We start from the raw sequence: 18,227 nt of genomic DNA, 5'->3' as shown, positions 1-18,227 counted from the left end.
CCACATCACGCAACATTAAGCCGCTTGAAGTTATCAATCAACCGAGCTTTGGTCTTTGTTGGTGAACAGTTCCACGCCTAGCGTGGTGCAGATCACCCCGAACCGGCCCACAGTTCCTACTCGACGAAGGGAGTCCGTCGTGGAGTTACGCCATCTTCGTCAGTTCGTCGCCGTCGCCGAGACCCGCCACTTCGGGCAGGCGGCGAAACGGCTGTTCCTCGCCCAACCCGCCCTCTCCCAGTCCGTGCGGCAGCTCGAGGCAGAACTGGGGGTCACCCTGTTGGCCCGCACCACGCGGCAGGTCAGCCTGACCCCGGCGGGTGAGTACTTCTACCGCGAGACGGTCCGCCTCCTGGCCGGACTTGACGACAGCGTGACGAGCGTTCGGCGTATCGACGAGGGGCGGACCGGTCTGGTGCGCATCGGCTTCACGGGAACAGCCGCCTTCGATCGACTGCCCGCCATCGCTCGCGCTCTGCGTCAACGGCTTCCCGAGGTGGTCCTGGAGATACACGGGGATCTGTTGACACCTGCCCAGGTCGAGGGTCTTCGTTCGGAGAACCTGGACCTGGCGGTTCTCCGGCCACCGGTGGCCGGAGACGACCTCGAGGTGCGCACCATCGCCCGCGAGTCCATGGTGCTGGCGCTGCCGGTGGATCACCGACTCGCGCAGGAGCCGGCGCTCGAAATCCTGGACATTTCCTTCGAGAGCTTCGTCATGTATTCCGATGCGCACTCGGCCGTCAACGAGGTCGTCGTGAGGAGCTGCCGTCTCGCCGGCTTCACCCCGAAGAGAGAACACGAGGCGCCCGACACCTCGGTTCTCCTCGCCCTGGTGGCGGCGGGCCTGGGCGTGGCGCTTGTACCGGAATCGGTTCGTTCGATGAAGCTCGACGGGGTCGTCTTCCGAGACGTCAGCGGGGCCGACACGATCGATCTGGCACTCGCGTGGAGCCGCGGCAAGTCCCTCCCCCTGGTGACTTCCCTGATCTCGGCACTCGAGGACGCGGGCATCCTGCCGTCCGCCGTACCGATCGATCCTGCCCTGAAGGACATCTCATGAAGATCGTCGCCGTCGACGCGATCCCGTACTCCATCCCGTACCGCAAGCCGCTGCGCTTCGCGAGTGGTGAAGTCACTGCGGCAGAGCACGTTCTGATCCGGGTGCACACCGACGACGGCGTCGTCGGCATCGCCGACGCTCCCCCGCGCCCCTTCACCTACGGCGAGACCCAACGCGGTATCGTCGCCGTCGTCGAGACTCTCTTCGCACCCGCCGTCGTCGGCCTGACACTCACCCAGCACGAAGTGGTGCACTCCCGCCTCGCCCGCACCGTCGCCAACCCCGTCGCCAAGGCCGCGATCGACATGGCGATCTGGGACGCACTCGGACGCACCCTCGACCTCTCCGTCACAGACCTCCTCGGCGGCTACACCGACCGCATGCGCGTGAGCCACATGCTCGGCTTCGACACCCCCGCCGCCATGGTCGACGAGGCCACCCGCATGCGCTCCGAGTACGGCATCGAGGTGTTCAAGATCAAGGTCGGCCGTCGCCCCCTGTCCCTCGACACCGCGGTCGTCCGAGCACTGCGCGAGAACCTCGGACCCGACGTCGACCTGTATGTCGACGGCAACCGCGGGTGGACCGCATCCGAGTCCGCCCGCGCCATGGCCGAGATGCGCGACCTCGATCTCTCACTCGCCGAGGAGCTCTGTCCTGCAGACGATGTACTCGGTCGGCGGTGGCTCGTCTCCCAGCTCGACGTGCCGTTCGTCGCGGACGAGTCCGCGGTCACTCCGGCCGAGATCACCCGCGAGGTACTCGGTGGCTCCGCGACCGCCGTGAGCATCAAGACCGCCCGCTCCGGCTTCACCGGCGCACGCCGAACCCACCACCTCTGCGAGGGTCTCGGCCTCGAGGTCGTCATGGGCAACCAGATCGACGGCCAACTCGGCTCCGCGTGCACCGTCGCGTTCGGCGCCGCTTTCGACCTCACGTCCCGACGCGCCGGCGAACTGTCCAACTTCCTCGACATGAGCGACGACCTCCTCACCGAACCGCTCGAGATCCGCGACGGCGAACTCACCGTGCGCACCGGTGCCGGGCTCGGAGTCGACATCGACCTCGACCAACTCGGCCGCTACCGGCAGGACACCTGAACCGCCCCCACACCACCCGTATCAGCCCGCACCACATCTCAGAAGGAGAACCACCCGTGAGTATCGATCACGCACCCGAGACCGCCACCGCTGCCGCATCCGGATCCACTGCCACACAGCGCTTCACCTCGGACAAGCAGTTCGCGGCATCGACGTCGCCCGAACGCGTCAGCACCCTCGCCCGTCAGGTCCTGAACGCCGTCCACGACACCATCCGCGAACACGGCGTGACCTACGACGAGTACAACGCCCTCAAGGCGTGGCTCATCAACGTCGGCCAGGACGGTGAATGGCCGCTCTTCCTCGACGTGTGGGTCGAGCACGTCGTCGAGGAGGTCGCGAGCGAGACCCGCGAGGGCAGCAAGGGCACCATCGAGGGCCCGTACTACGTCCCCGCCGCCCCCGAGCTCGGCCACGACGCGACCCTCCCCACCCGTGAGGGTGAGCAGGGCACCCCGCTGCTGTTCCAGGGACAGGTCACCGACACCGCGGGGCAGGGCCTCGGCGGCGCGGTCATCGAGATCTGGCACGCCGACTCCGATGGCTTCTACTCCCAGTTCGCACCCGGCATCCCCGAGTGGAATCTGCGCGGCACCGTCACCTCGGATGCGGACGGACACTTCCGCATCCGCACGATGAAGCCTGCCCCGTACCAGATTCCCACCGACGGTGCCTGCGGCAAACTCATCTCTGCTGCCGGCTGGCACCCGTGGCGCCCCGCACACCTGCACCTCAAGGTCGCCGCGTCGGGACACCAGCAGATCACCACCCAGCTCTACTTCCCCGGCGATGCGCACAACGACGACGACGTCGCCGACGCCGTCAAGCCCGAACTGATTCTCGATCCCCACGATGTCGACGGCGGCCAGGAAGTGACCTACGACTTCGTCCTCGACTCGACGACCGCGGCGAAGAAGGCCTGAGCGCCATGCTGTTCGCAGTCACCATGCAGGTCGACATCCCGCTCGACCTCGATCCCGATGTCCGCACGGACACGCTCGCGAGGGAGAAGGCGTACTCGCAGGAACTGCAACGCGGCGGCGAATGGGTGCACATCTGGCGACTGGTGGGGCAATACTCCAACCTCAGCGTCTTCGACGTGCGCGACAACGAGAGGCTCCACGAGATCCTGTGGAATCTGCCGCTGTTCCCGTTCATGAGCATCGACGTGACCCCCCTCGCCCACCACCGGTCTGACGTTGTCAACAGTTGACAAGCCGACTCGCCCCGCCCGCAGCGTGTGCGGTTCTCGCCCGCGAGCTGGTGTTGGTCCTTTCGATCAACCAAGGAACCGTATGCCCGTCGCGCTTGCTCACAACGTGATCGAGGGACCAGAGGATTCCGACACCGTGATCTTGCTTGGTTCCCTCGGTTCTGACCGCTCGATGTGGAACCCTCAGATCGCCGCCCTCGCTACAGTCGCCACCGTCATCCCCGTCGACGTACGTGGCCACGGCGGCAGCCCGACCCCAGCAGGCCCCTACACCATCTCTGAACTGGGCAACGACGTTACCGCTCTTCTGGACACATTGGGTGTGCTACGGCCTCACGTCGTCGGTTTGTCGTTGGGCGGCGCGATAGCGCAATGGCTCGCCATTCACCGTCCCCAGCGCGTCGCCACGCTGACACTCCTCTGTACTGCTGCGCAGTTCGGTGACCCAGCGAAATGGACCGCACGGGCAGCCGCGGTCCGCCGCGACGGCCTCTCGTCCATCGCCGACTCCATTGTGGCGCGGTGGTTTACCCCCGAACTGGCACAGCGAGAACCGGACGTCGTTCGGCGCGCACTCCGAATGATCGACCGCGTCACCGATGAGGGCTACGCGGCATGTTGCGAGGCACTCGCCCAGTGGGATTCACACCCCGACCTCGCATTTATCACCGCACCGACGCTGATAGTCGCCGGCGAACAAGATTCAGCCACGCCGCCGGTGGTGATGTCGAGACTTGTCACCGGCATACCGGGCGCCAAAGTGGAGGTTCTCTCCCCAGCGGCGCACGTCGCCAACATTGAGCAGAGTGAGGCCGTGTCCCGATTACTCGTGGACCATATCTGCGTCAAACCGACTGCCGGATAGATTCTCTGGTGGTGATAGAGGCCGCTGCGCCGCATGGCATCATGGTCTGATGCCATGCTGGCGAACGGGGTCGACGGTCGCCCGTTCGGTCTGGCCACCTGGGCTACGCTCTATCATTTGGCCTCGTGCGAGACCGAAACCGCCGCGCAAGTCTCGTACAGCAACTGCCTTCAACCCGGAATCCGGTGGAACTCGTCCGTCAGGATTGTCATGCAACAAGTCCGGCGCAGCAGGGACGGGTGCCAGAGACGGCCCTGACGCCGCGTCCAATCTGCGTGAAAAGCGAACCTCCGCAGTACAGGAAAAAACGCCACCGGCCTCGGACAAGCTCGCCTTCAACGGGTCCACCGCGACGGCGAAGAAGGTCATGGCGGTGTGCGCGGAGACGCTCACGCCGATCGTGGTCGAGGGCGGCGGCAAGGACGCGCTCATCGTCGACGCCATCCCAGGGCCCGACCTCAGCGGTGGGCCGAAGGCGAAATGTGGCCGACGCCCCTCCTGCGGTCGGCAGGGTGAATCGCCCTAGGTATCGTGCCGCTTCCTTCTGAGTTTGGAAGGATGCACGCCATGCCCAAGAAGATCGATCCGGAGGTCCGTGCGCGGGCCCTGAGGTTGTTGGAGACCCACGGCCAGGAGTACCCGTCGCTGACCGCGGCGGCAGCGGCGATAGCGAAGCAGGTCGGTGTCGGTCACGAGACGGTGCGCCGGTGGGCGGTGCAAGCTCAGGTCGACGGCGGAACACGGACCGGCACCACCACCGAAGAGTCCGCGGAAATCAAGAAGCTCAGAGCCGAGAACAAGCAGCTGCGCGAGGACGTCGCCATCCTCAAAGCGGCGACGACTTTCTTCGCGGGGGAACTCGACCCCCGCAACCGATGATCATTGGATTCATAGATTCGTTGCGCTCCAACGGTTTCGCGGTCGAGTCGATCTGCCGGGTCCTGCGTGAGCAGGGCGTGGCGATCGCCGCGAGAACCTACCGGGCGTGGAGGACGCGCCGGCCGGCGGCGCGAACGGTCTCCGACGCCGTGGTCGTCGACGCGGTACGGGACGTGGTGTGGAGAACCGACGACGACGGACGGCGGCGGATGACGCCGGAAGGGCTGTACGGGCGGGTGAAGATGCGCGCTCACCTCGACCGTGTGGTCGCTCCGGGTGTGTCCTACGGGGCCGTCGATCGAGCTATGAGGACGCTGCAGCACAACGGAATCCGGCGCGCCAAGGGAATCAGGACCACGATCCCGTCCGCCGACGGCAACCGGGCCGGGGATCTGCTGAACCGGCAGTTCCGTGCGGACGAACCCAACCGCGTATGGGTTACTGACTTCACGTAATGGGGTGGTCGGCACCGATTGCGACACGAAACACGACTGGCAGGTGGTCACTGAGATTTCACCGACCCGGGCGCAGTCTGAGGTGGTGAGCTGCTGGTCGGTGATCACTACCGCAGATGACACGGACCGCACCGAAGGTCTGACCGTAGACGGTGGCCCTGCCAGTCGTTCGAGGTACGTGATCGGCTTGTGAGATGCCGCGCCGCGAGCGCTGCCATTAGGTCGCCGCACCACCTCGAGCTCACCGACAGGAGGAACACCACCACCGAAAGGACGCGCCATGGCACTGACGGTCGGCATCGACTGGGCCGAGATCCACCACGACGTAGCACTGATGAACACCGACGGAACGGTCATCGCGAGGTCCAGGATCGAGACCGGCGCAGCCGGATTCGTCGAACTGCTCGCCCTGATAGCCGAGCACGGCGGCACCGCCGCCGACACCCCGATAGCGATCGAAACGGACAAGAACCTCATCGTCGTCGCCCTCGCCGATGCCGGATTCACCGTCTACCCCATCAATCCACGCGCCGTGGCCCGCTACCGAGAACGGTACGGGCAGGCCGGCGGCAAGTCCGACCCCGGCGACGCCGCGATCCTCGCGAACATCCTGCGCACCGACCGCGATGCGCACCGCACCTTGCCGGCCACCACCGAACACGCACGGGCAGTGAAAGCGTTGGCGCGTCAGCACCAGGAAGCGTTGTGGGCACTGAACCAGACGCTGAGCCGACTCCGGTCGGTGTTCCTCGAATTCTATCCTGCTGCACTGCAGGCATTTCCCAATCAGAAACACAAGGCAGCGTTGGTTGTGCTCGCGGCGGTTCCCACTCCGACCGCAGGCCGGGCTCTGACAAAACGCAAGCTGGTGGCGCTGCTGCACCGCGCCGGTCGACGCAACGACGAGAAGCTGGTCGAGCAGATCCTCACCGACCTCAAAGCACCAGCCCTGGCGCAACCACCGGAGGTGGAGGCGGCGCTCGGTCATGCCGTCACCGGCCTGCTACGCATTATCGCAGCCATGCACACCTCGGTCGCGCAACTCGAACACGAACTGGGCGCCGCGTTCGAATCCCATCCGATGGCGCCGATCCTCCATTCCGCACCCGGCCTGGGCACCGTCCTCGGTGGCCGGATCCTCGCCGAAATCGGCGACGATCCAACACGGTTCACCACCCCCGCCGGGTTACGCGCGTTCGCCGGCACCGCACCCATCACCCGAGCATCAGGGCGATCGCATTACGTCAAAGCTCGCAAGGTCAGAAACAAGCGCCTCGGCGACGCCTGCCATTGGTGGGCGTTCTCCAGCCTGACGAAGTCTCCCGGTGCACGGGCGCACTACGACAAACGTCGAGCCCTGGGAGAGCATCACAACGCCGCCCTACGCAATCTCGCCAACAAACTCCTCGGGCGATTGTGGTGGTGCCTGCAACACAACGAACTCTGGGACGACGAGCGAGCCTGGGCACCGCAAATCCCACCCATCTCAGCCGCGGACAGGACCGCTGCTTGACATCTGACTGGCGTGGGATGTCTATGTCAGATCGTGGGCAGGGTGGGTGTACGTGGTGTTCATCGTCGACGTCTTCTCCCGCCGCATCATCGCCTGGCACGCCTCGACGTCGAAGTCGGTGGAGCTGGTGACGGTGCCGCTGAGGATGGCGTTGTGGCAACGCCGGCGGGAAGGTCATCCGGTGAAAGCTGCTGAGCTGATACATCATTCGGACGCCGGGAGCCAGTACACGTCGGTGACGCTGACGGAGAGATTGGCACTCGAGGACATCGCCGCATCCATCGGGTCCGTCGGGGACGCCTACGACAACGCCCTCATCGAGTCGGCGAACGGGCTCTACAAGACCGAGTGCATCCGCACGACGATCTTCCATTCCGGCCCTTACCGGACGGCCTCCGAAGTCGAGTTCGCGACGGCCGGGTGGGTCGATTGGTACAACAACACACGGTTGCATTCGAGCATCGGCTACATGCCCCCGATCGAGTACGAGACACTGCACTACTCTGGCCTCACCACCGAGGATCAGCCCCAATTGGAGGCGGCACAGAACCTAGGGTGATTCAGGGTCTGAGTGGGTCGATATGAGTGGTGGTTGCGGGAGTTCGGTGGTTACCATTCGGAATGGCGTCAGAGCCACGTTGGGGCGGTCGCGGGCGTTCCTGTCATGGTGACCCCGAGTTTTCCCCGCCCCGCGCACCACCGTACGACGCCCGCTTTCGTGCCGCTGACTACAGTCGTCGCTGGACCAACACCTGGATGTATCTCGATCGGAGCCTCGTTGCCGGGGACGATAGTAAGGCCCCTACCTTGGTCCTTTCGTCGCCACATTCCCACGATGTCCGTGAGCAAGGTGTCCAGGACCACCTCGGGAAACGCTCCGAACCGGCCGCCGTTGTCCAGGTCGACAGTGTGAATCCATACCTCGCGCGCTCGCATCCAGGCTGTCTCCGCCGCGGGTACCTCACGGCCCTGTGCCGTCCGGACCTGCGCACTCCACGCCGCGGACGGTGCGTGCCGCCACTTCTCATCCAGCCGAGCGACGGTGTGGTCGAACAAGTTTCGCAGTGCGGCGGCGGGAGAGGTCGCGCCCTCCTGGATCTCTCGACCACGATGCTCGGACGATGCGTACATCGGAGTCTCGGTGCCGCTCGACGCCCAGTCCATCAGCCGACAGAGGGCCGCGGCGTTGTACCCGACGTGCGCGACGAGATGGCGACGGGTCCACCCGAGATCGTCGGCTGCACCACCATCGTCGCCGTGGACCTCCACGATTCCCGCCTCGAACTGGCTCGGACACTCGGCGCCACCCACACCATTAACGGCCGCACCGACGATGTCGTCGAGCGGATCGCCGAGATCACCGGCGGCACCGGCCTGAACTATGCCCTCGACACCACCGCCGTTCCCACCGTCCTCCAGGCGAAGCCGCACCGCCTTCGCTTCTCGCCCTCACCGGCCTCGCCGCCACCGACCTGCGCGGGAGCAGGATTCGCGTGAACACGATCGACGTTGCGTCCGCGCCGACCGTCGAAACGATGGACGCACTGCCCCAATTCGTGGTTGAGCGGCTCTCGAATCGCGGAGCTGGCATCACTGGGTCCATCATCGAATGAAACTGCAGCCCCGGCATTTCGCAATAATGGCCGACGTGTGTTCTGGGAAGCAGGGCGGAGCCTCCTGCGTTACCGCCCGCCGCGGTCGATGCTGAGATCTTGACCTAGCCCACGGTTCCCGGGTGTCGCAGTCGGCGCCGCTGTTGGTATGCGTATCGAAGCGGCATCTAGTATCTCGGCGTTGGAGGTGTCGGTCAGCATATGCGCGTTGACTGCTTCGGCATCGAGGCCGGCGGCGATAAGTGCGGCTGCGTCGTGTTCTCTGCGATGCAAGGTATCCCATTCGATTCCTGGCAGCGGGTTGCGCTGCGCCGAGATCGCACTGCGTGCCCTTACCCCGTCTGGATCTGGGCGGGCGTGGTCGCTTCTCCTTACGGGGCTGCGCTCGTGTTCTGCATGGTCCGCGAGTTCTCGTTCGACGGCGGCTGCGACGACTGCGGTGTTCACGGTGTCGCGCAGCGCGGTGAGGTCGATGCCCTTGTCGGTGCGCAGCCGTTCCTCGATGGTGGACGCTGCCCGGTGGGCGAGCGGGGAGGTGTCCTTCCAGGTGTGCGCGACGCGGGCGGCGTCGATGATCTGCGCATCGTCGGCGGTGGCCCACCACTGCCGGTCACCGGTGCGGCGCAGGAACGCCTCTGCCGAGCGTTGTTCGGCGTTCAGCCGCCCGGCCAGGGCTCGTGAGCGTGCCTCCGATGCGGCGGCCGCGGTGCGCAGGGTTTGCTCGCGGCGTCGGGCGAGAGCTTCGGCGACCTGCATCGCGACCTGGACGGCGGTGCGCAGGACCATGCCGGTCTGGCGGGAGAGCTGTTCGTGTTCGTCGTCGGCCATGAAGGCTCCTCGGTTCAGGGGGTTACGGGTGTCTCTGGGAGGTGAAGGTGCCGTCAGGCAGGGGACACGGGTGAATCAGCAGTGTGGAGCGCCAGCAGCTCGGCGGGGATGGCGATGCTCGGCAGTGGGTGAACCTGCCGATGTTCGGGGGTGCAGTCCTTGAAGGTGCCGTCCGAGGACAGCAGTCTCGACATGTGGTGATCGGCGTGGTCCTTCCACCACACGCTCATCCCGGTAGCCGGATCCAGCCGCAGGTACTCCCATGCCCGCCACAGGGCGTCGACGCGGGCGCGGGCTTCGGGGTGCAGGAACCAGCTCGGGCACCACCGCATCGCCGGGTGGTCGATGGTCTTGCGCCGGTACGCGGGGGCGAGGAAGTCGGCGAAGAAGCGGTACGCGTTCGGGTAGTACGGGCCCCGAGCCGCGGAATCGGCCCGCTCCCCCGCCCCGCCCGCCTTGTCGTCGTCGGTGTGACTGTCTCGCAGCTCGTCCCGATCATCGGTGGGTGATGCATCACCCGGACAGGCGCTGTCCATGTCGGCGTCGAGATCGAACTCGTCGCTCACGAGACGGTCACCGCTCCCGACCGGGGCGCTGCGACCGGATGCTTCGTCCGGGACGGAAGCAGCGACGTCGCGTCCGCCGGATCCGGGTCGTCGGCGCCGAGATGCACGGCGGGGTCCTGGCCGGCGCGGACCCGGGCGTCGGCGACGGCGCCTGCGAACGGCCCGGTGTACCAGGGCATCGTCTCGATCAGCACCGGTGGGCATTTCGCGGCGCGCAGGACCGCCCGCCCCGCCGGCATCGCCTCGAGAGCGTCGGCAGGCAGGGTGCGGATCTACTGCCGCTGCTGCGAGCTCGACCGACCAGTCGAGTTGGTGGAGACGGTCTGGCTCATCTCCCAGTGATCACCGAGGGCGGCGGAGGTGTTCCCGAGGAACCGGCCGTCGTCGGTGGAGCCGCCGCCGCCGCCGTAGACGCGAATCGTCGAGGCGCCCCACAGTTTCTTCATCCCGCCCTGACCGAAGCACTCCTCCCCTTGGGACCAGAACTGAAGGATGGTGGTGACGGTGATGCCGCGGGACCCGAAGTGGCTGTACAGGTTCGGTAGCTGCCGCCACCGGACGACATTGGCGGCCTCGTCGAGGGCATAGGTCGCCGGCACCCGCAGCCGACCTGCCGGCAGCGATCCCTGCGCGGGGGTGGCGGTGGCCCGGTCCACCAGGGCGTCGGTGACGGCGACGGTCAACGCGGCGACCAGGGCGCCGCACTCGTTGGCGGAATCCTCCATCGACAAGCAGAACGAGGTGGGTGCGTCCTCGGCGACGAACACCTCGAGAAATGTCGCACGGATGCGGCCCGGCACGGCAGCGGTGCACCGCCACATCGGACCACGGTGAGTCCGCGCACGTCCGCACCTCCAACGGGTCGCGTTACGGGTCGTGTCACCGTCGTGTCATCGAGACTGAAAGCCCTGGTCAGAGCCACCGGGACCGGGGACCTTTACAGTCTGGATGAAAAGGTCGGTTCCGAATACTTGCTGGTCAGAGCGGTGCCGCCGTGTACTCCACGGACCTGCGGCACTTCATTCGGGCACACCCAGAACTGAAAAAGCGGTCATGCGAATCGCATAACCGCTGGTCAGCGTACGTTGTGGAGCCGCCTAAGAGAATCGAACTCTTGACCTTTTCATTACGGGCCAACGTGATGGTCAGTGCACACCATGTTCACTGTTCCATGCACTCCAGGTCAGGACCGTTGTCGCTGTGATCTGTTCCGTCTGGTTAGCGACAATCGCACGGGTTTCCGTTCCCTTTCCGTGCCCTCAGCCGCAGTGAGGTCATGACTTGCTGGTGCCGACAAGGGTGTCCCATCAGTCGTGGCGACTTCCACCACAACTGCCCTTGACCATGTTGTTGGCGCCAGCAAATTCGCTGGTGGGCAGCTCGTCGGCGTCGACAACCTGACTGTTGCGCGATAAACGAAGATCTTCGTTTATCGACTACAGGGTCGGACCCAGATTCAATCCTGCACGGAGTTCGCATCCGTACTCGCTCAGTGAGTACCCCCGAGGGGTATCAGCCGCCCGCCTGCTCGGCGGCCGTGATGAACCGGGCGATCTCCGCATCCGACACCAACACCCGAACGCCCACACGGACTGGGCGGATCTCCCCCGCCTTGATCAGCAGGTCGAGCTTCGTGACCGACAGGCAGAGTCGTTCGGCGGCATCGGTGCGGCTGTACAGGCGTGTGGGCTCCATGGACACATCTTGTCGGTAGAGGTGGCTACCGTCGCGGGGGTGAGGCATTCGGAGCGGTACGGACGGGCCGAGAAGATGCTGCGGGCGAAGCGCCGGCGGCTGGCCGCGGCCGAGAAGTACGAGACGGGCGAGTTCTCGGCGGGACCGCAAGAGTTACAGGACCTCGCGGCCGAGGTCGAGACGATCCGCTACGGGCACCGCGACAAGGCCCCCGACCTCGACGACCGAATCACCGCGCTACTGGGCGAAGGGTGGGACGAAGGCCCGGAGCCCGATCCGTGGCAGAAGGGCTGAGGCCAGGGGCGGTTGCAGGGCGGTCACATCACGCCGGCGTTCCAGTCGGTGAAGGCGCCGGAGTTCCGGTTGGAAACGAAGCCGCAGAACAGGCCTGCGTAACCCGTGGTGCCATCCCACGTGGCGATGGCGTTGTTGCCGACCCAGATCTTGATCTGCACGGCCGACCCGCTGCCGGGGACGATGGACATGCCCACGAAGTCACCGGGGGCGGGTGTCACACCCCGTGACTTTCCCGGCTGAACAAGTGCGACAACAGGTTCGGCTCGACGTCGGCACCTGACCGTCACGTGCGGACGATCGTTGCCGACCAGTCCGCCGTGTTGTGCAGCGTTCGAGCGCCGGTCGTGGAGCGGGCTAAGAACGCGAACGTACCCTGCGCCGCGAGCGTGAATGCGTACGTCTCGATCATGACGCCGACCGATGGCGGCTGGCTCGCCCCTTCAGTGTCTACACCGTTCACTCGCATGCCGAGCCAGTAGTCACTTCTCCAGTCACTACCGCCTGATCTCACAGCGATGCGGGCGGTGTAGGAACCGGCGGGCAACGTGACGACGCCCGCCGAGTCTGCCGGTGATGCATCGGCCTCGATCGCGGCGATGACGAACGCCCGGAAGGTGTTCACCAGCGGCAGGCTCGCGGTAAGCGAGTACGAACCGCCAGCCTTGGAGGTCCACACGTCCACCGCGGCAGCGCCGGTGCCGACCACGATGCGGCTCGCGGCGACAGCGGTGGCGCCCGTACCGACCATCACGCGCTTGAGCGGCTGCCCCGCTGCGTACACAGCCATCACAGCCCCCAGGCGTGAGCGAACTCGGCGTTGATCTCGTCGGCGGCCACGGTCCGCACCGACCCGTCGTAACCGTGCACCGTCATCGTGAAGTCAGGCGGGACGGGTCCGGTGATGGTGAGCGTTCCCGTGTCGTGATCGAACTCCGGTTCCCTGGTCTCCATGCCTCGATAATACCCCCAGGGGGTACCGGGATCACGGACCCAATGCCCCCGCAGGGCGTAGCGGCGAGGGGTGAAGTCGTGGGCGTTCTGGGAGTCAGACATGGCCGCCATGGTGCAATACCTGTCGGCGAGATGCCAGACCGTCGACTCGTGCCCGAGGGGGTGGTCGACGAATCACGCCGGTCAGCTCGCACCGTGTTTGCGCCACCTCGCCTGCGCGGCCTTCCGAGCCGGGTTCGACATCGCCGGCGCCTCGTCGTCACGCTGACAATGCTCGGCTGCTCAGCCAACTTGCCGGCGTCAGCAGCCTGGCGATGACGAGCGCCGTGCGGAATTCAGCTCGTAGTCGCTCGGCAATTACGCCGCTGGGGTATCAACCTGGACTGGATAGACCCGCTCCGAGCTCGTGACAAAACCGAATCGGGTGGGCGCAGCCTCAGTTTCCTTCGACATCGCGCAGATGTCGCCTCGCGCCACTGTGGCTGTCATGCGCCACACGGGCCCAATCGTGCGCGGTCTGCAGGTCGTCCATCACCTTCTGTGCCTGCGCTGCGACCTCGTGGTTGCCCTCGGCTAACGCCTGCGCCTTGGTCCGACGCGCTGTTGCGAGGATGGCCTCGGTCTGACCATCAGCAAGCTGCGCTGCGCTGGATTCGTATTGTGCGTCATCTTCGTTCCTGTCCATGAGCAGCAAGCTACTCGGAGGGTCCGACGTACGCTGGTGAGATCGCAGGCCAGGATCGGTACACACCGGCTCCGCTGCGCAACGATAGGGTTGGCGCCGCGTCTCCACCCGCTCTGACAGCCGATCCGACGACTTAGACGATCCGGTTTCGAAAACCCCGCTCAGCGAGCTAATCCTGCCTAAAAGCTCAACTCAACTGAACGTGCCTCCCAGGGCTACCCGCGCGCTACGTGCTGTAGTAACCTTGGGTCAAACGTTCCACCCCGCCGACAAGAGCCCCTGGGCTTTCCTTCGGGTAGGCGGGGTGGTCATTTCGCCCAGTACACCGTGTGGCCCGTGCGGAAAAGATTGAACTTCGTCCACGTGGTGTCGTTGAGCTTTCTCGCCGGCGCCATGTCCTTGCTCTCAAGTGCGCGGAACGCGATCCACGAGTAGTAGTCGGCAATCTGACCATTCAGGTCGCTCTTGACCGGGTGAAACAGCAGCCTGAAGGGTACCTTCATCTCTTTTAACTTTGGCTTTACTGCAGCCTTGAAAGCGCCCTGTTGTTTCCCCGTCAGCACCGAGTCGAAGATCATGATGACCTGGTCGTAGTCGTGTGCGACCACACTCGCAAGCCACTTACCCATGGCCGTGCCGAAGATGGTGAACAGTTGCACGGCATCCTGCTTGGACGGATGCGTGTAACCCTTGTCGATAAAGAGGGTGTGAGCCCTGATGTTGGTCATGTCCGCGATGCACTCCAGGACGCGTTGGCGCGTGCCGTAGCTGTTCTGAGTCGCGTGAAACTCAAGGTCTTCGCTACCGGCCGCGAGGAGTTCGTACTTCAGCGCCTGCATCTTCTGTGCGGACTCGCACGGATCACTGGTGTACACCGCAGTGACAAGGAAGTACTGAGTTCCCTTGGAAGCGAACGTCATGTCACCAGATTCATCCATGAAGACGTACAGCGTGCGCTTCTTTGGTTTGGGAGGAATTGTCACGAGACACGCCCTAGAGGGGGACGTGCGGAATAGTTGGCTTCATTCATGGCGCGACGAACTCTACGTGGCTCGCGTGTCCGCGTGAATATCCAACCAAAATGCTTAGACGCCAGGCTTGGCCCTAGCGATCCGGTGGCCGGCCGAGGTGAGGTACGTCGACCGGGCCGGGTGCTCGACTTCGATTCCCCTAGCTCCGGGACTGGTGCGTGTTCAGTAGCCTGCGAAGGGCACCGACTACGGCCTCGGCGGACTCGTGCTCACGACTGTGGGCCTCCGTTCCGAACAGCGGGAGGATGATCTCGGTACCGTCCTCGAATGTCAGCCCGTACCAGACCTTCGCGTCGGTGGCTGCTGAGAACTGACGAGCGTTGGGCTGCAGGTGCTGCAGCCCAACGGACTGGACTGTGCTGATGGGCTTGAGCCAGCCCGTCACGCTCCGCAACTTGCCCCGCTCCTCGTTGCTGTTGCCGCCCTCCCATTGACCGTTCCCGTCCTGGACCGCTTCGAGGTATGCCACGCCACTCTCGGTGACAGCGGCGACGCGCCATGTCGATGTGGAGTCGTCCGTGCCTCGTTCACTGGTGGTGGCGAGGACTACGTCGTCACCGACTAGGGCAGCAAGCCCTAAGACCACCACCGCAGGTGGGTAACCGTTGTACATGCCCGCGATAGGCCGCGACAGTTCTTGGTAGCGATCGTTATCAAGTTTCATTGATCGAAGATAACGGTAGACCGTGACAATCGGTCCGGAACCGCAGCGACGACCGCAGGGTGTGCCCCGAACCGGCCATCGCCCGGTGACCGGTCACTCCATCGGGGTCGGGACGTAAATCTGCCGGAACAACTCGTCATCGATCATCAAGGCGTGACCGCCCTCGGTGAGCACGATCCACTCGCCGGGACCCGCGGTGTTGCGGCCGATCGACACGGCCCCGTCGATGCCACTCGATGCGGTGTGGCCGAACCCCTTGAGCCATTCGACGACTGCACCCGTGTTCGAGGTGTCGAGCCGGACAGCGTCGACCGGGCTGGTGGTGTAGCGGCGGGGCGTGAAGTCGTGAGCGCTGGGATCAGACATGGCAGACATGGTGCAACACACCACGCCATGACGCCAGAGCGTGAGCGCACAGCGGTGGGGAGCAGTCGGTCAGACCGGCGAGCTCGGTGACTTCGGTGCGGCTCTCGTAGTTCGGGCGTTCGTCGTCGACTTCCGGAACCGCGACGGATCGAACGGGCAATGCCCGTGCACCTTCGGCGTCGGCAACACCGCACCATCGTGCTCACTCGACCACGCCGCACGGGCCGCGAGGAACACCGCCCACGCCGACCGCCACGCCGCTTCCGTCCGGTATCCGTGACCGTCGAACACAACCAGGTCCGCCGGCATCACACCGGTCGCGACGCGCCGCCTCACGACACGGCTCCCTTGATGCCGTACTTCGCCGGGGTCGGAACCGCATCGGCCGGGATCGAGAGAGCTGCAACCAGCTTCGTGAACGCAAGCCGCTGCTGCCGCAACTCCACCAACGCCGGATGCGCCCGCACACCCTGGGGCGACTCGTTCAGCACGCCGTCGCGGTCCACCACCGCCTGCAAGGCGTCGATCGCATCCGCGGTCCGGCACACCTCACGCAGCGTCGCCAGCTCGTGCGCCTCCAGCTCGAACGCATCCGCCGTCGACCGCCACAGGGACGCCCCCGACTCCCCCAAGCCTTTCGGGGTGGGCTGCATGGGTCGCTTAGCCATTCATGCCTCCACTGGTCGCATAGGTCGATTTTTTCGGGATCGAACCGGCACACCCTCGCGTATGCCTACGAGGGGCCGGTGGAGGGGTGCTGCCGGGTCCCTCCCCCTGCCCCGTCGTGCGGGCGCTGTGTTGCACCGTGGGGTGCGTGCTGTCGGGTGGGGTGGTTCGTGGGACTGCGGTGCAGGTACAGGGCTGCTGAGGGCCGCTTTCCGCTTATCGTGACATCCGGGGTTGGTGCGGCGTCGGCGCAGGATTGTCTGGGCGCCGTGGTGCGTGACGCTTTCTTGGAGTCCTTCGGCCCGGAAAGGTGGTCGGGTGTCACGCCGACGCCGCTGGTTGTTCGGATTCGTGTGTGTCGTCATCGGTGACCTTGTGGTCAGTCCTGCTGTCCGAGGAGGAACTGCATGCTGCGTGTCTGGTCGCCGGTGTCGGTCATCCACGATGGCAAGGGTTTCGCCTCGGGGGCCGGTGCGTGCGCAGTCTTCCCGCCGAGCTTCGGGAAGCCTGCGGAGTGCTTGAGGTTCAGGCTCGGGGGTACGTAGTGGATCGTCGCGGCGAGGGTGTTGTCGCTGTATCGGGCGAGTGCACCGAGGTCATCGAGGTCATCGCGTGCCGCGGGGTTGCGGTCGAGGAAGTCGTCGGTCACGCCGGCCCATCCTCGAACCAGCGCACGCTCCATCACCGCGGTGGCGAGGATGGAGTCGCCTGATCGCTTGGCCGATTCGTAGAGCTCCGTGGCGTCGTCACCGTTGTCGAGTTCGCGGGCTCGGGAAGCGGCGTCTCGGTAGGACACGAGGCGGGCGGGGTCGGTGCTGGCAGATGGTGAGAGGCCGAACACGCGGCGTTCGAGGTTCTCTTTCATCCCCTTCACCGCGGCCTTCTCGCGGGCGTGCAGGGCCCTGATCTTCTCGGTGACATCGGCGTGCAGCGGTTCGAGCTGCTCGCGCTGGCCGACGGCCGTGAGGTTGCGGTCACCCGTCACCTGGGCGGCGGTGCGGGTGAACTCCTCGGCGAGTTCGCCTGCCTGTTCCCGGTAGGCGGCGACCTCAGTATGGAGTGCTTCGAGTGTCATGGTGCGGGCTCCTACGGGTGTTGTGTTCGAGGGTGATGCTGACCGGGTCGACGAGCCAGCGGGCGCCGACCTGCCGGGAGTGCAACCTGCCGGCGGTGCACCACTTCCGGATGCAGCGGTCGGTCACTCCGAGTGTGTCGGCGGCGGTGCGGGTGCTCACCCACAGGTTCGATTCTGCCCTGTTGGGTTGCGGTGCAGCATCATTCGTTCCGCTCTCGGAACGCAGCGCTGCAAGGTGCAGTGCGGTGAGCGCCACGTACGCGTCGGGGTCGATGTCACGCAGTCGCATTCGCCGATCAGCGGTCATGCGGGAGTTCTTCTCCAACCAAGCCGCGATGCGTGGGGGGATGACGACGGAGCCGTCGGCGGTGATGCGTTCGGTGATACGAGTTTCCAGTGAGGTCGCGGGGCGCTGGGTCATGCTGTCTCGCGTCGGTTGCCGGGGCGCCTGACTCGGCCGGCGAGCACGCCACCGTCGAGTGGTTGATCGGCTGCCCACTCGTCGCACGCGGTGAAGGCGGGACACCCGGCGCACATGGCTCGGGCACGGTCGTGACGCTCGGCCACCGTCGGACGATCTTCGTGCTCCGCCTTCGGGTCGAAGAGGTCGGCGCGGCCGATGCAGAGGGCGCCGTCCAGGCGAGGCAAGCCGCTCAAGACGTTCAACAGCAGCCCGTCGATACCAAGATCCACATGCTGCAT

General features: G+C 65.5%; 25 protein-coding genes and 3 pseudogenes. 11 read left to right on the top strand and 17 right to left on the bottom strand.

Translation table 11 applies throughout. The annotated features are described in order from the left end of the window. The first annotated feature begins 139 nt into the window (after nt 1-139). The 9 genes and pseudogenes from ACY466_RS01780 to ACY466_RS01740 all read left to right on the top strand — a co-directional run. Nucleotides 140-1,063: a LysR family transcriptional regulator gene (locus ACY466_RS01780; RefSeq protein WP_463249347.1), complete on the top strand. Its 924-nt coding sequence runs from the start codon at nt 140-142 to the stop codon at nt 1,061-1,063. Beyond that, the gene (locus tag ACY466_RS01775) at nt 1,060-2,163 is read left to right on the top strand and encodes a mandelate racemase/muconate lactonizing enzyme family protein (protein ID WP_463249344.1); all 1,104 of its coding nucleotides are present in this window, start codon (nt 1,060-1,062) and stop codon (nt 2,161-2,163) included. The genes ACY466_RS01780 and ACY466_RS01775 overlap by 4 nt, the downstream gene beginning before the upstream one ends. A 56-nt stretch (nt 2,164-2,219) precedes the next feature. Beyond that, entirely contained in the window at nt 2,220-3,086 is an 867-nt protein-coding gene (gene catA, locus ACY466_RS01770; RefSeq protein ID WP_463249342.1) for a catechol 1,2-dioxygenase, read from the top strand. A 5-nt stretch (nt 3,087-3,091) separates the two neighbouring features. Continuing rightward, nucleotides 3,092-3,376: a muconolactone Delta-isomerase gene (locus ACY466_RS01765; protein ID WP_463249340.1), complete on the top strand. Its 285-nt coding sequence runs from the start codon at nt 3,092-3,094 to the stop codon at nt 3,374-3,376. A gap of 82 nt (nt 3,377-3,458) precedes the next feature. Further along, nucleotides 3,459-4,241, top strand: coding sequence for a 3-oxoadipate enol-lactonase (pcaD, locus tag ACY466_RS01760; protein ID WP_463249338.1), 783 nt, complete (start codon nt 3,459-3,461; stop codon nt 4,239-4,241). Nucleotides 4,242-4,563: 322 nt separating this feature from the next. Then, nucleotides 4,564-4,683: pseudogene (locus ACY466_RS01755) on the top strand (aldehyde dehydrogenase family protein); the annotation flags it as partial. Nucleotides 4,684-4,808: 125 nt separating this feature from the next. Next, nucleotides 4,809-5,572 (top strand): annotated as a pseudogene (locus ACY466_RS01750) (transposase family protein); the annotation flags it as partial. A gap of 283 nt (nt 5,573-5,855) precedes the next feature. Next, entirely contained in the window at nt 5,856-7,088 is a 1,233-nt protein-coding gene (locus tag ACY466_RS01745) for an IS110 family RNA-guided transposase (protein ID WP_463249337.1), read from the top strand. A gap of 22 nt (nt 7,089-7,110) precedes the next feature. Further along, nucleotides 7,111-7,647, top strand: a pseudogene (locus ACY466_RS01740) (IS3 family transposase); the annotation flags it as partial. Between the two features lie 68 nt (nt 7,648-7,715). Here ACY466_RS01740 and ACY466_RS01735 read toward each other — a convergent pair. Further along, nucleotides 7,716-8,399, bottom strand: coding sequence for a maleylpyruvate isomerase family mycothiol-dependent enzyme (locus ACY466_RS01735; protein WP_463249334.1), 684 nt, complete (start codon nt 8,397-8,399; stop codon nt 7,716-7,718). Between ACY466_RS01735 and ACY466_RS01730 the strand changes: the two genes are divergently transcribed. Next, the gene (locus ACY466_RS01730) at nt 8,286-8,585 is read left to right on the top strand and encodes a zinc-binding dehydrogenase (protein WP_463249333.1); all 300 of its coding nucleotides are present in this window, start codon (nt 8,286-8,288) and stop codon (nt 8,583-8,585) included. The genes ACY466_RS01735 and ACY466_RS01730 overlap by 114 nt on opposite strands. A gap of 185 nt (nt 8,586-8,770) precedes the next feature. Here the strand turns inward: ACY466_RS01730 and ACY466_RS01725 are convergent, their stop codons facing one another. The 5 genes from ACY466_RS01725 to ACY466_RS01705 form a co-directional block, all read right to left on the bottom strand. Then, the gene (locus tag ACY466_RS01725) at nt 8,771-9,529 is read right to left on the bottom strand and encodes a hypothetical protein (RefSeq protein ID WP_463249331.1); all 759 of its coding nucleotides are present in this window, start codon (nt 9,527-9,529) and stop codon (nt 8,771-8,773) included. 53 nt (nt 9,530-9,582) lie between these two features. Then, nucleotides 9,583-10,095 (bottom strand): DUF4913 domain-containing protein, encoded by a 513-nt coding sequence (locus tag ACY466_RS01720; protein ID WP_463249329.1) that lies wholly within the window; start codon nt 10,093-10,095, stop codon nt 9,583-9,585. Further along, nucleotides 10,092-10,334 (bottom strand): hypothetical protein, encoded by a 243-nt coding sequence (locus ACY466_RS01715; protein WP_463249327.1) that lies wholly within the window; start codon nt 10,332-10,334, stop codon nt 10,092-10,094. The genes ACY466_RS01720 and ACY466_RS01715 overlap by 4 nt, the downstream gene beginning before the upstream one ends. A 33-nt stretch (nt 10,335-10,367) precedes the next feature. Continuing rightward, entirely contained in the window at nt 10,368-10,916 is a 549-nt protein-coding gene (locus tag ACY466_RS01710) for a TraG/TraD/VirD4 family protein (RefSeq protein WP_463249326.1), read from the bottom strand. 691 nt (nt 10,917-11,607) lie between these two features. Then, the gene (locus tag ACY466_RS01705; protein ID WP_463249324.1) at nt 11,608-11,790 is read right to left on the bottom strand and encodes a helix-turn-helix domain-containing protein; all 183 of its coding nucleotides are present in this window, start codon (nt 11,788-11,790) and stop codon (nt 11,608-11,610) included. A gap of 39 nt (nt 11,791-11,829) precedes the next feature. Between ACY466_RS01705 and ACY466_RS01700 the strand changes: the two genes are divergently transcribed. Then, on the top strand, nt 11,830-12,084 hold the full coding sequence (locus ACY466_RS01700) for a hypothetical protein (RefSeq protein WP_463249322.1): 255 nt from the start codon (nt 11,830-11,832) through the stop codon (nt 12,082-12,084). A 23-nt stretch (nt 12,085-12,107) separates the two neighbouring features. Here ACY466_RS01700 and ACY466_RS01695 read toward each other — a convergent pair whose 3' ends face one another. The 11 genes from ACY466_RS01695 to ACY466_RS01645 all read right to left on the bottom strand — a co-directional run bounded on the left by ACY466_RS01695 (nt 12,108) and on the right by ACY466_RS01645 (nt 18,227). After that, the gene (locus tag ACY466_RS01695; protein WP_463249320.1) at nt 12,108-12,305 is read right to left on the bottom strand and encodes a hypothetical protein; all 198 of its coding nucleotides are present in this window, start codon (nt 12,303-12,305) and stop codon (nt 12,108-12,110) included. 65 nt (nt 12,306-12,370) lie between these two features. Next, nucleotides 12,371-12,874, bottom strand: a complete 504-nt coding sequence (locus tag ACY466_RS01690; protein WP_463249319.1) for a hypothetical protein — start codon at nt 12,872-12,874, stop codon at nt 12,371-12,373. Next, nucleotides 12,874-13,140: a hypothetical protein gene (locus ACY466_RS01685; protein WP_463249317.1), complete on the bottom strand. Its 267-nt coding sequence runs from the start codon at nt 13,138-13,140 to the stop codon at nt 12,874-12,876. Before ACY466_RS01685 ends, ACY466_RS01690 begins: the two co-directional genes overlap by 1 nt. Before the next feature lie 334 nt (nt 13,141-13,474). Then, nucleotides 13,475-13,723: a hypothetical protein gene (locus ACY466_RS01680; protein WP_463249315.1), complete on the bottom strand. Its 249-nt coding sequence runs from the start codon at nt 13,721-13,723 to the stop codon at nt 13,475-13,477. A gap of 308 nt (nt 13,724-14,031) precedes the next feature. Continuing rightward, on the bottom strand, nt 14,032-14,706 hold the full coding sequence (locus ACY466_RS01675) for a DUF3800 domain-containing protein (RefSeq protein WP_463249313.1): 675 nt from the start codon (nt 14,704-14,706) through the stop codon (nt 14,032-14,034). Between the two features lie 187 nt (nt 14,707-14,893). After that, nucleotides 14,894-15,418 carry a hypothetical protein gene (locus tag ACY466_RS01670; RefSeq protein ID WP_463249310.1) on the bottom strand — a complete coding sequence of 175 codons (525 nt, stop codon included), beginning with the start codon at nt 15,416-15,418 and terminating at the stop codon, nt 14,894-14,896. Nucleotides 15,419-15,511: 93 nt separating this feature from the next. Further along, on the bottom strand, nt 15,512-15,784 hold the full coding sequence (locus ACY466_RS01665; RefSeq protein ID WP_463249308.1) for a hypothetical protein: 273 nt from the start codon (nt 15,782-15,784) through the stop codon (nt 15,512-15,514). Between the two features lie 332 nt (nt 15,785-16,116). Continuing rightward, on the bottom strand, nt 16,117-16,452 hold the full coding sequence (locus ACY466_RS01660; RefSeq protein ID WP_463249305.1) for a terminase: 336 nt from the start codon (nt 16,450-16,452) through the stop codon (nt 16,117-16,119). Between the two features lie 377 nt (nt 16,453-16,829). Beyond that, nucleotides 16,830-17,525: a hypothetical protein gene (locus ACY466_RS01655; RefSeq protein ID WP_463249304.1), complete on the bottom strand. Its 696-nt coding sequence runs from the start codon at nt 17,523-17,525 to the stop codon at nt 16,830-16,832. Then, entirely contained in the window at nt 17,500-17,946 is a 447-nt protein-coding gene (locus ACY466_RS01650) for a helix-turn-helix domain-containing protein (protein ID WP_463249302.1), read from the bottom strand. Before ACY466_RS01650 ends, ACY466_RS01655 begins: the two co-directional genes overlap by 26 nt. Then, complete coding sequence (locus ACY466_RS01645) at nt 17,943-18,227, bottom strand: WhiB family transcriptional regulator (protein WP_463249301.1); 285 nt, start codon at nt 18,225-18,227, stop codon at nt 17,943-17,945. Before ACY466_RS01645 ends, ACY466_RS01650 begins: the two co-directional genes overlap by 4 nt.

The sequence above is a fragment of the Rhodococcus sp. K11/5 genome, from assembly GCF_055193735.1.
This window is presented reverse-complemented; position numbering and strand designations above follow the sequence as displayed.